Origin of the sequence: Streptomyces luteireticuli (assembly GCF_041519305.1) — a bacterium.
Taxonomy (GTDB): domain Bacteria; phylum Actinomycetota; class Actinomycetes; order Streptomycetales; family Streptomycetaceae; genus Streptomyces; species Streptomyces luteireticuli.
Window position 1 is genome coordinate 6,814,935 of sequence record NZ_CP167927.1, and the last position, 13,028, is coordinate 6,827,962.

The following is a 13,028-nucleotide window of genomic DNA, read 5'->3' on the forward strand; positions in this document are numbered from 1 at the left end:
AGGAGCGACGATGAGCAGCCGTACCGCCGGGAACCACGGCCCGCGGCCCGAGGACCATGTCGTCGTCCTCTTCGGCGCCACCGGCGACCTCGCCAAACGCAAACTCCTGCCCGGGCTCTTCCACTTGGCCCGTGCCGGGCTCATGCCTGCCGGCTACCGCGTCATCGGCTCGGCACCGGCCGCCGACGCGCTCTCCACGGACGCGTTCCGCAAGCACGCCCGCGAGGCCGTCGCCGAGTTCGGCACCTCGCAGCCCGAGGGGCCGGCCTGGGAGGAGTTCGAGCGGGCGCTGTCCTTCGGCGCGGCCGACCCCGACGACACCGGGCCGTTGCAGACCGCCGTCCGCGAGGCCGAACAGGCCCTCGGCGGCAGCCCCCGGCGCCTGTTCCACCTCGCCGTACCGCCCAAGGCGTTCCCCTCCGTCATCGCCGAACTCGGCGCGTCCGGCCTCGCGGAGGGCGGACGCGTCATCGTCGAGAAGCCCTTCGGCACCGACCTGGCCAGCGCCCGCGCCCTCGACGGGACGATCCACGCCGTCTTCGACGAGTCCCGGGTCTTCCGCATCGACCACTTCCTCGGCAAGGAGTCCGTCGACAACATCCTCGCCCTCCGCTTCGCCAACGGCCTCTTCGAACCCGTCTGGAACCGCGACCACATCAGCCATGTCCAGATCGACGTACCGGAGAAGCTCACCATCGAGGGCCGGGCCGGGTTCTTCGAAGGGACCGGCACCTTCCGGGACATGATCGTGACCCATCTCTTCCAGATCCTCGGCTTCGTGGCGATGGAACCGCCCGCCGTCCTCACCGCCCAGGCCCTGCGCACCGAGAAGGCCAAGGTCTTCCAGAGCATGCGGCCGCTCGACCCGGCGCAGGCCGTCCGCGGCCAGTACGAGGGGTACCGCGCCGAACCCGGCGTCGACCCCCGCTCCGACACCGAGACCTTCGCCGCCCTGCGCGTGGACATCGACAACTGGCGCTGGGCCGGCGTCCCGTTCTACCTGCGCTCCGGCAAGGCCCTGGCCGAAGGGCGGCACGTGGTGACGCTCGGCTTCCGGGAACCGGCGCTGCGCATGTTCGCCGTCGACGTGCCGGACACCACCAACGAGCTGGTCATCGACTTCGACGACCCCGGCCGCATCACCGCCCGCTTCCTCGCCAAGGAACCGGGGCCCGAGATGAACCTCGGCGAGGCCGAGATGGTCTTCGCCTACACCGACTGCTTCAACACCGCGCACGCGCTGGAGGGTTACGAGCGCCTCATCCTCGATGCAATGCTCGGCGACCAGTCCCTGTTCACCAGCTCCGAAGGGATCGAGCGCCTCTGGGAGGCGTCCGCGCCGCTGCTGGAGAACCCGCCGCCCGTCGAGCCGTACGCCCGTGGGTCCTGGGGGCCCGACGCCGTCCACCGGCTCGTCGCCCCGTACCGGTGGCACCTCCCGGAGGGCGGGTGACGGCCGTCATGGGCGACATCCTGCTGATCCGTCACGGCGAGACCGAATGGAGCCGGACCGGCCGGCACACCGGCCGCACCGACGTGCCGCTCACCCCCGAGGGGGAGCTGCAGGCCGCCTCCCTGGCCCCCGCGCTCGCCGCCCGGCGGATCACCGCGGTGCTGTGCAGCCCGCTGCAACGTGCCGTGCGCACCGCGGAGTTGAGTCTGCCCCGCGGCCGGGGCGTCGTCCTCGAACCCGGGCTCATGGAGTGGGACTACGGCGCCTACGAGGGTCTGACCACCCCCGAGATCCAGCAGCTGCGCCCCGGCTGGGACCTGTGGCGCGACGGCGTCCCCACCGGCGGCCCCGAGCGCCCCGGCGAGACCCTCGCCCGGCTCGGCGAGCGCTGCGACACCGTCCTCGCCCGCGCCGAAGCCGCGCTCCACGACACCGGCGGCGACATCGCGCTCTTCGCCCACGGCCACGTCCTGCGCGCCCTGACCGCCCGCCGCCTGGGGCGGCCGCCGGCGGACGGGGCCCTCTACCGGCTGGACACCGGCACGCTGTCCGTCCTCGGCACCGAGCACGGACGGCGGGTGATCACCGGCTGGAACATTCCGCCCTGACCGGGGCCGAACGGTCCTGACCGGGTCAACGGATCGTCAATCGGACGTTGACCAATCGTTGAACACCTGTTCCTAGCCTCCTCGAGGAAATCACCCCGGGCGCACCGCGTCCCCGGGGCCGCTCGAGGAAGAGGAACGGGCCTCAATGCAGGCGTCGACCACCAAGTCGCCCACCACGTCGTCCATCGCGTCGTCCATCGCGTCGTCCACCGCGTCGCTCAAGAAGTCGTCGATATGGGGCACCCTGGCCCTGGCCGCGCTCGGCGTCATCGCCCTGCCGGCGCCGGCGCAGGCGGCCGCGCAGTCCGGGCAGGTCGCCGGGCTCGCCGGCAAGTGCCTGGACGTCCGCGGCGGCGGCCGGGGCAACGGCACCCCGGTGCAGCTCTACGGCTGCAACGGCACCGAGTCCCAGAAGTGGACGTACGCCGAGCAGCCCGGCCAGGCCGGCGCCACGATGACCGCGTTCGGCAAGTGCCTGGACGTCGCCTCCAGCGGCACCGCCGACGGCACCCCCGTCCAGCTGTGGGACTGCAACGGCAGCGGCGCCCAGAAGTGGGTGCGCCACCAGGGCGACGTCCTGGTCAACCCGCAGTCCGACAAGTGCCTGGACGTGCCCGCCGCCAACGCGAACGACGGCACCGCCCTCCAGATCTACAGCTGCAACCACAGCGCGGCCCAGGTCTGGAAGTTCTCCGGCAGCGACGGGCAGAACCCCGCCCCGGACCCCAAGTCGCTCCAGCGCCAGGTCTTCGACCTCGTCAACGACTACCGCGCGCAGCACGGCAAGGCGCGGCTCCAGTACGACCCGGTCGTCGAGCGCGCCGCCCAGGACGAGGCCGAGGAGCAGTCCCGTCGGCAGCAGCAGGGCCACTACCTCGACCTGATGGCCTCGCTCCGCAAGCACGGCTACCCCCGCCCGTACAGCGAGGTCGCCGAGAACGCGGCGGGCGCCCGCGGCTTCTGGAAGGACGCCCGGTCGGTGGTCGACGCCTGGATCAAGGAGCCGCTGCACGAGCGGAACATCCTCGACGACCGGCACAAGTACACCGGCGTCGGCGTCACGGTCGACGCCAACGGCACCTACTGGTGGGCGCAGGACTTCGTCGGCTGAGGACTGCCCGTTACTACGGTCCGTCACGACTGTCCGTTATGCAGGGACTCGACCCGGAGCGACCCCGGCTCGGGCGAATGGGTTGACGATCTACATCCGGGTCGTTTTCATAAGCGCGTACGAAAATGGGTTGGTTTCGGCGCGTGGAGGTACGCGGCAGGTGGGCGATGTGGGGGGCCTCCGTTTCTCGGTGCTCGGCCCGATGCTGGGCCGGGACGGGGATACCGCGCTGCCGCTGGGCAGCAGACAGCAGCAGGCGACGCTCGCCGTCCTCCTGCTGCGCGCCGGCCGGACGGTGACGGCCGCGGACCTGGTCGACGCGCTCTGGGGTGAGGCGCCGCCCAGGGCGGCCGTCGCCACGATCCGCACATATGTGTCGCGGCTGCGCAAGGTGCTGCACCGCGACCCGGCCGAGTCCGTGCTGGACTCGCTCGGCGACGGCTACCGGCTCCGGCTGCCCGACGACGCCGTCGACGCGGCGCGCGCCGAGGCGCTGGTCGCCCGGGCCGGGCGGGCGAAGGCCGGGGGACGGCCCGAGGAGGCCCGCGAACTGCTGGCCGGGGCGCTCGTCCTGTGGCGCGGCGAACCGCTGGCCGGGCTGCCCGGCCCGTTCGCCGAGCGGCAGCGCCAGTGCCTCACCGAACTGCGCCTCGCCGTTCTGGAGGAGCGCCTGGCCCTCGACCTGGACCTCGGCGGCTCCCTCAGCTGCGTCCCCGAGCTCACCGCGCTCACCGACGAACACCCGCTGCGCGAGGGCCCGTACGCCCTGCTGATGCGCGCCCTGTGCCAGGCCGGGCGGCGGGCGGACGCGCTCGGCGTCTACCGCCGGGCCCGCCGGATCTTCGTCGACGAACTCGGCGTCGAGCCCGGACCCCGGCTCACCGCCCTCCACCGGAGCGTGCTCGACGGCGACCCCACGCTCCTGACACCCCTCCCGTCCCCTGCGACCGTGGTGCGAGCGGCCGAGGCCGCCCCCTTCGTCGGCCGGCACACCGAACTCGCCGCGCTGGAGGCCGTCGCCGCGGCCCCTTTCGGGACCGTGCGCCTGGCCCTGGTCGGCGGCGAGCCCGGCGCGGGCAAGACCGCGCTCCTCCAGCGGCTGCGCGAACGGCTCGCCGGGCGCGGCTGGCGCTCCGTCCGGGGCCGCTGCCCGGAGAGCGACGGCGCTCCCGCGGCGTGGGCGTGGACGGAACTGCTGCGTGAGCTCGCCGCCCTCGGGCACGAACCGCCGCCCGCCGCCGCCCCGTTACTGGACATCTCCGCTCCCGCCGACACGGCCTGCTCCCGCTTCCGGCTGCACGAGGCCGTGGCTGGGCACCTGGCCACGGCGGCGGCCGCCGACCCGCTGCTCGTCCTCCTCGACGACCTGCACCGGGCGGACGAGGAGACCCTCGCCCTGCTGGGACACCTCGCCGAACGGGCCGAGGGCACCCCACTGATGATCGTCGCCGCCTACCGGACCGCCGAGGCCGATGCCGCGTTACGGGACCTGCTGGGCCGGCTGGCCCGCCACCACCCCGCCTGGGTCGAGCTCGGCGGCCTCGGCGACGACGACGTGGCCGCACTGGTCCGGCACGGCGCGCCCGAGGCCGACGACGCGACCGTGCGCGCCGTCGCCGAACGGACGGCGGGCAACCCGTTCTTCGTCCGCGAGACCGCCCGGCTGATGGGCGACCTGGGCGCCTCCGCCGCGCTCCACCGCGTCCCCGCCGGGGTGGCGGCGGTGATCCGGCGTCGGCTGGAGCGGCTCCCCGAGGGCACCCGGACCCTGCTCCGGCAGGCGACCGTCCTCGGCCGGGAGACCGACCTCGACGTGCTCGCCGCCCTGGCCGGCGGCGACCTCGCGACGGTGACCGCCGCGGTGGAGGCGGGAGTGGCGGAGGGGTTGCTCGTCGAGGAGACGGCCGGGCGGGTGCGGTTCGCGCACATGCTGGTCCGCGACACCCTCTACGACGGGATCCCGCTGGCGCGCCGCGCGCGCTGGCACACCGCGGCGGGGGAGGCCCTGCTGCGGGTGCGCCCCGGCCAAGTGAGCCTGCTCGCCCACCACTTCCTCGCCGCGGGCGACCGCGCCACCGCCTCCCGCGCCGCCACGTACGCCCGGGCCGCCGCCGAGCAGGCGCAGCGGCGCTTCGCCCACCGCGAGGCCGTACGCCTGTGGCGGGCCGCGCTGGAGGCGCACGACCGCTCCGGCTCCGGCGGCGGACGGCAGCGCCTGGAACTGGTGATGGGCATGGTCAGGGCGCTCGCCCTGGCCGGGGACGTGGTGGCCGCCCGGGAGCAGCGGGGCGCGGCCGTGGAGGCGGCCGAGGGCATCGGCGACCCGGAGTTCACGGCGGACGTGCTCGCGGCCTTCGACGTGCCCACGGTGTGGACCAATCGCCGCTACGCGGCCCGCGACACCCAGATCGTCGCCACCGCCGAGCGGGTGCTCGGCGAGCTCCCCGCCGGTGCGGCGACGGCCCGCTGCCGGGCGCTCACCACGCTGGCGCTGGAGCTCGACGGCGCCCAGGACGAGCGGGGGCTGCTGGCCGCCCGCCGGGCCGAGTCGGCCGCCCGCGAGCTGGCCGAACCGGTGCTGCTCGCCCAGGCGTTGCACGCCCGGCACGCGCACACCTTCCGGCGGGCGGGTCTGGCGTCCGAACGCGTCCGGATCGGCCAGGAGATCGTCGCCCTCGGCGTCCGCCACGAGCTGGCGCCCGTCGAGGTGTTCGGCCACCTGATCCTCTGCCAGGCGCATGCCGCCCTCGCCGAGCCGTCGATCGCCGACGCACACGCGGCGGCGGTCGAGCGCCTCTCCGACCGCTACGAACTACCGCTCCCCGCAACCCTGTTGTCCTGGTACCGCGCCATGCGCCTGTCGATCGACGGCCGCACGGACGAGGCGGACGCCGCGTACCTCCGCGTCACGGAGGGCCTCGACGGCACGTGGATGTGGGGCATCGAGCGGGACTTGCTGCACTTCGCCCGCTTCTGCCTGCGGGCCGCCGGTCATGGTTCGCTCCTCGATCTCGCGGGCGAGGCGCAGGACCAGTACGACCGTTGGGGCCCCATCTACGCCCGCGGCCAGGCCCTGATGCTCCTGGCCGACGGCCGCACCACCGAGGCCCGCGAGGTGGCGGCCGCGGCGCGCCCGCTCCCGCGCGACTACCTCCTGGAGGCCCGCCTCGGCCTGGCCGCCGTCCTCGCCGTAGAACTCGGCGACCGCGAGATGGCGTCCTCGGTCTACCGCCAGCTCCTCCCCGCCGCGGACGGCCTGGCGGGCGCGGGCAGCGGCGTCGTCACGCTGGGCCCGGTGGCCCACCATCTCGGCGCCCTGGCCCACCTTTTGGACCGCCCGCGCGAGGCCGCGGACCACTACCGCCGGGCGCGGGCGGTGGCGGAGCGGGCGGGGGCGCGGCATTGGGGGGAAGCGGCGCGGAGGGGGTTGGCGGGGGTGGGGGGCTGAGCGGCGGACCGGCGCCGTGGCTCACGTGTTTATCGGGTGTTGACGGGATCCGCATAGGTTCGTTCCTTTCCTGATCAACGACTTCCGACGGAAGTACCCATGAAACGAAGAAGAACCTCTGCAGGGCCCCGGGGCACCGCAGGACGTCCTGGACGCCTGCGGGCGTGGTCGGCGGCCGTGCTGTGCCTGACGCTTCTTGCCGGGCTGGTGCAGACGCTATGGCTTCCGACATCCCCGGCATCGGCTGAGGACGCGGACTTCAGAGTGGCGACCTGGAACATGCAGAACAAGGCGAACAGGCTCGACCTCGGAGTCCCGAGGCTGATGCTGGACCAGGGCATCAAGCTGTTGGCGCTGCAGGAAGTGCGCAATATGAAGGGGAGGAAGAACAAGGTTCACGTCGGTCTGCCCGGAACCTCTCTCGGGATCAAGGTGCTCAACGGCTACACGGTAGAGAGTTCCCGGTTCGACGTCGCGGGCCAGAGTTACTACTACTACCGTGCGTCCGTATATCTAAATCCACCGGGGGGAAAGGAACTCGAAAACCGTGACGTAGCGATCGTGACGAGAGAGGCGGTCGACTGGAACGACGTCGATGTCGTGCCGTTGCCGCTTAGTGTGAACGAAAAGCCCGAATTCGATAAACCGGGATCCGGCGACCCGGAAGGGCCGACGCGGACGCCACTGAAGGAGGATCTCGCTCCCCCGGCCATCGGCGTTCGCGTGAAGGGGACATGGTATTACTCGGTCCACGCGACCAATGGAAGCGACCGCGGCGAAACGAATAACGCTCCTGCGGCCATCAAGGCGATCCGTGATCGCTGGGCCGGCGGGGGCAACTGGGCGGTCATGGGTGACTTCAACCGCACGCCGGAAACATGGAAGTTCAAAGCGAAGGGAAAGTACGCCGACCTCGTGCTGCCCGACGATGAGAAACTCGTTGTTTCAGGGGAGAAGACGCGTCCCAAGAGCGGCAGGGAACTCGACTACCTTGTGGCCAAAGGGGAAGCCGTCAAGGACTACAAGGCCACCATGCTCAAGAGCATCAAGGCGCTCGGCTCCGACCATCAGGCAGTGGTCTTCTCCACCCAGCCCGTGGATCCGGAGAACGTGAATCCGGTCGCGGCCTGCAAGACGAATGCGAAGAGGGCGAGATCAGCCGGTTCGGCCGATGACGTGGAGCTCTGCATCAGCTCGGCGGCCGTCTCGATGGGCGACAGCTATATCTCCGGGGAGGGCGGACGGTGGGCGGGCAACGCCAACGCCTTCCCAGGGGGCGATGTATGGGGTACGGATCGCCGGGCGCGGTGCCCTGACGGGCAGGATTGTGTCTACGGAAAGACCTCCTACGACGGCGGCAATCGCTGCGACCGCTCCGACGTCGCTCCGCTCCTGGGGGCGGACCTGCCGGGAATCCCCAGAGAGCTGCGGTTCAACATCGCATGTTCGGGGGCCGAGACGAAACACATCACCAGCGAGTCGTTCAAGGGCGAGGACCCACAGGTCGAACAGCTCGCCGAGTTGGCGAGTGAACACAGTGTCGGACTGATCACCGTGTCCGTCGGCGGCAACGACATCGGCTTCTCGAAGATCGTTGAGGCATGTGCCTGGCGGTACTACATCGGCTTCTCCTCCGGCGTGGAGGGGCATTACTGCAATGACAGCTCCAAGGAGGAGAGCCTCTCCCGGGAAATGGACGCCGCCCAGGACAGGATCGCGGACACCCTCAAGAAGGTGCGCTCGGTCATGCAGGAGGAGGGCTATGCGGATGATGAATACGACCTCGTGCTGAGTACGTATCCGAATGCGCTGCCCAAGAGCTCGGACGACCGATACGACGTGGACGACAACAAGCAGAACGCGGGCGGCTGCCCGTTCCGGGGTTCCGACATGGACTGGGCGCGTGATTCGGTGATGCCGCGCGTCACAACCATGCTGTACCACGCGGCGAGTTCCGCGGACGCCTCCGTCCTGGACGTCGGCGATGCCTTTGCCGGGCACGAACTGTGTCACAAGAGCGCCAAGCAGGCCGCGAGGAGCAACTCGTCGGACAACCCGTTGCCGGAGGCGGAAGCGGAGTGGGTCCGGTGGGTGCCGTACCTGTACGAGAAGACCAAGGGATGGTTCTGGGGTTCGCAGGGGGACAAGCAGGAGGCCATCCACCCGAACGCCTTCGGCCAGCGAGCTCTCAGCGCCTGCCTGACGGCTTTCGCCAACGCACAGGCCGGGACCCGGGGCCGTTCGAGGGTGTCCACCTGTGCGGGAACCCCCGGCAAGGGAAGCGACGGCATGGGGTTGCGGCAGACCGTCAGGATCTCCGAGGCCCCGCGCAGCGCCATCGCAGGCAAGGCAAGGGTGCTCCAACGATACGCATCCGATTCCAAGTGGGTGTCCACCGGTCCGGACGACAGCCAGCTCGGCCGGTGGTACATCAACGGTGAGTTGCCCAGGACCGGTGGGAAGTTGGAAACCACCATCAGGAATGAGAGCGGGCAGTACCTCCAAGGAGACGGCGGAAGATCGTGGCAGTGGGCATCGGTCTCCGATACGCCCCGGGTGTGGACGCTCGAACGCCAATGGAAGGACGGATCGATCTTCCGGATCACGACCGACGGCGGGAAATGGTGCCTGGCCCCCAGGCGGGGGTGGGGCGCGCTCTGGCCATGCGACGATCCGGGACCGGTGGGCAAGTCTGCCCTGCTGTGGCAGATCGATACCGACATCATCAAAATCACGCCACGTGACACCGAGTTCAAGAGAAACACGGGACTCCTCACGTCCGCCAAGGACGGCCTCGTCGCCGACGTCGACGGCGCCGACCCGTCCCCCGGCACCCGCGTGAAGGGCCTCGCCCCCCACGACCACCCCGCCCAGAAGTGGACGATGCGCCGCTCCCCAGAAGGCTGGCAGATCATCAGCGCCCTGGACGGGCACCCCGCGCTCGCCCATGACACCGGGAAGCATGAGGCCCGGCTCGCCGAGGCGAAGGACGGGGACAACGACCAGCTCTGGCAGGTCGAGGACGCCGGTGACGGCTGGGCCGTCGTCCGCAACGGCGAGTCGTGTCTGACGGCGGGGGACGCCGACGCCACGCTCACCCTGGAGAAGTGCGATCCCAAGAGGGAGGCCCAGCGCTGGAAGGCGCCCGGCGTCACACCGGACAAGCCCGATCCGCAGGAGGCGAAGACCGGCTGGGTCAAGGGCCTCGACGGCAAGTGCCTGGAGGTCAAGGACGGCAACGACGGCAACGGCACCCCCGTCCGCCTCGCCGACTGCGCCCGCACCGCCGCGCAGACCTGGAAGCGGACGGGCTCCGGCACCATCGAGGCGCTCGGCAAGTGCCTGGACGCGGACGGCTCCGGGAAGAACTGGGCCACCAAGGTGCAGCTGGGGGATTGCGACGGCAGACCGGCCCAGCAGTGGAACGCCACCGACGGCAAGGAGCTGAAGAACGTCAACGCCGACCTCTGCCTGGACGTGCCGAATTCCATCTCGAACGACGGCCGTCAGCTCCAACTCTGGGGCTGCAACGACTCCCGCGCGCAGAAGTGGGAGTTCACCGAGCCCACCGGCGAGGACAAGCCGAAGAACGGCGACGCCGGCGACCCCTTCGACGACTCCGCCGACGACCGCGGTACCAAACCCGCCTCCTCCGGCGACTGCCGCCCCGAGGGCATGACCCCGACCGAGGGCGTCTCCACCCGCTACTGCGACGTCTACGACGACATGGGCCGCGAGTGGGTCGGCAAGGACCGCACCCGGCGCATGGTCGGGTACTTCACCGGCTGGCGGGCGGGGGAGAAGGGGGATCCCAAGTACCTCGTCTCCAACATCCCTTGGTCCAAGGTGTCGCACATCAACTACGCCTTCGCCCGCGTCGACAACGACCGGATCTCCATCGGCGACCCGGGTGACGCCAAGAACCCGGCGACCGGTATGACGTGGGACGGTGCGAAGAACGCCATGGACCCGTCGCTCCCGTACAAGGGGCACTTCAACCTGCTCAACACCTACAAGAAGAAGCACCCGGCCGTGAAAACGCTGATCTCCGTCGGCGGCTGGGCGGACACGCGGAATTTCTACGCGATGACGACCAACGGCGACGGGTCGGTGAATCAGGCGGGGATCGATACGTTCGCCGATTCCGTGACCGCGTTCCTGGACCGGTACGGGTTCAACGGCGTCGATATCGACTACGAGTACCCGACCGCCCTCCCCAACACGGGCAACCCCAAGGACTGGGACGTCTCCAACCCCCGTCGCAAGGGGCTTCAGCAGAGCTACAACGCGCTGATGAAGACCCTGCGCGAGAAGCTGGACAAGGCCGGGGCGGACAAGGGGCGTTACTACCTCCTCACCTCCGCCGGGTCCTCGTCCGGGTATCTCGTGCGCGGGCTCGACGCCGGACAGGCGCTCCAGTACCAGGACTTCGTCAACGTCATGACGTACGACCTGCACGGCTCGTGGAACAAGTTCGTCGGCCCGCAGGCGCCGCTGTACGACGACGGCAGGGACAACGAGCTGGCCGACGCCGGCATCTACGACGACAAGGGAGCCAACACCAAGGACTTCCAGAAGCACGGCTACTTCAACGTCGACTGGGCCTACCACTACTACCGCGGCGCGCTCCCGCCCGGCCGCATCAACCTCGGCATCCCGTACTACTCCCGGGGGTGGCGCGACGTACAGGGCGGCTCGGACGGGCTGTGGGGGACCGCGGCGATGCCGGACCAGTCCAAGTGCCCGGAGGGCACCGGGGGCCGGGGACCGGCCAACGCGCAGTCCTGCGGCCTGGGCGCGACCGGGATCGACAACGTCTGGCACGACACCGAGGACGGCCGTGAGGTCGGCGCCGGGTCCAACCCGCTGTGGCACACCAAGAACCTCCAGGACGGTGTCACCCCGGGGTATCTGGGATCGTTCGGGGTCAAGGACGGGAAGCTGACCGGCACTTACGCCGAGAAGTACTCGGCCGCGCTGGAATCCCCCTGGCTGTGGAACGACGCCAAGAAGGTCTTCCTCTCCACCGAGAACGAGCGCTCCATCGACGCCAAGGCGAAGTACATCGCCGACAAGGACATCGGCGGCGCGATGGTCTGGGAGCTCGCCGGCGACTACGGCAAGCGTTCCAACGGCGAATGGGGCATGGGGTACGACCTCACCACCCGCCTGGACAACGCCCTCAAGGGCGCGGGCGCGTACGGCAACGCCAAGGCCGGGGGACGGGCGCAGCCGAGGGAGGTGATCGACGTCAAGGCGGAGCTGGTGGACTTCCCCACGGGGAAGGACGACTTCTACCCGGTCCAGCCCAAGCTGCGGATCACCAACGACAGCAAGGTGACCCTCGGCCGGGGCACCGAGATCTCGTTCGACATCCCGACCTCGACACCGCCCATCGTCAAGGACAACGACTACAAGGAGATCAAGGGGCTCACCCCGGGGCACACCGGCCCCAACGCCGGTGGTCTGAAGGGCGACTTCCACCGGCTCACGCTCAAGCTCGGCTACTGCGAGGACCTGCCGCCGGGCAAGTACCGGGACATCGACCTCAAGTACTACCTGCCGATCACCGGCCCCTCGAACGTCACGTTCAGGATCGGGGACAAGGAGTTCGGCAGCACGGGCGACCGGCGCCGCGAGACCGACGTCGTCGATCCGCCGGCCCCCGCCTCCGGCGACCGCTGCCAGGCGGCCGACTACACGAAGGGGCAGGTCTACCGGCCCGACGGCGGACGGCTCTGGCGGATGTACGACAAGGGTGACAAGGGCTGGATGTTCGAGTATGGCGACAGCCCCTCGGGCCGTCCAATGATGATCGACAACAACCCCGACCAGTCCCGCGTCCACCTGGTGGAGCTCGGTGAGTCCAACCCCAACCAGTACTGGAAGTTCCGCCCGGCGGGGAACGGCCTCTACGCGATTGCCAGCGGCGACCGCTGCCTGACCGTGGCCGACTCCCGCAAGGACGTCGCCTCGGTCGGCTGTGACGGACGGGCCGAGCAGAAGTGGAAGCTCGTCCCGATCGCCGACAACGGGAGCGAAGGGGCACCCGGAGGGCCCCGGCACAACGGGGTGTTCAAGCTCCGCTCGGCCGTCGGCGACCATGACGTCGAGGTCGCCAACGGCACGACGACCCGGGAGACCCACCTTCTGAACGGTGACCCGTCGGCCTCGACGGCCGCGTTCGTGAAGCACGACGGCTGGTACTGGTACGCCCAGTGGTACACCACCGTCGCCCCGGGCCAGGCCGAGTCCAACGGCGGCAAGCCCTGGAAGAAGCTCGGCCCGGCCGCGTAGCGGACGGGGTGGAAGGGGCCCGGTGGAGCGGTGACGCTCCGCCGGGCCCCTTCTCGATGCCGAGGTTGACGTGTCAACCATGACCTCCGTAAGGTCACGGTTGACACATCA

General features: G+C 70.4%; 5 protein-coding genes. All 5 read left to right on the forward strand.

Annotation, left to right across the window (positions count from 1 at the left end):
• Nucleotides 1-10 precede the first annotated feature (10 nt).
• Entirely contained in the window at nt 11-1,453 is a 1,443-nt protein-coding gene (gene zwf / locus AB8735_RS30645; RefSeq protein WP_344021871.1) for a glucose-6-phosphate dehydrogenase, read from the forward strand.
• An 8-nt stretch (nt 1,454-1,461) separates the two neighbouring features.
• Entirely contained in the window at nt 1,462-2,061 is a 600-nt protein-coding gene (locus AB8735_RS30650) for a histidine phosphatase family protein (RefSeq protein ID WP_372411944.1), read from the forward strand.
• 145 nt (nt 2,062-2,206) lie between these two features.
• Nucleotides 2,207-3,172: a CAP domain-containing protein gene (locus tag AB8735_RS30655; RefSeq protein WP_372410803.1), complete on the forward strand. Its 966-nt coding sequence runs from the start codon at nt 2,207-2,209 to the stop codon at nt 3,170-3,172.
• Nucleotides 3,173-3,341: 169 nt separating this feature from the next.
• Nucleotides 3,342-6,620: a BTAD domain-containing putative transcriptional regulator gene (locus AB8735_RS30660; RefSeq protein WP_372410805.1), complete on the forward strand. Its 3,279-nt coding sequence runs from the start codon at nt 3,342-3,344 to the stop codon at nt 6,618-6,620.
• A 264-nt stretch (nt 6,621-6,884) separates the two neighbouring features.
• Entirely contained in the window at nt 6,885-12,917 is a 6,033-nt protein-coding gene (locus AB8735_RS30665; RefSeq protein ID WP_372410807.1) for a glycosyl hydrolase family 18 protein, read from the forward strand.
• The last annotated feature ends 111 nt before the right edge of the window (nt 12,918-13,028 follow it).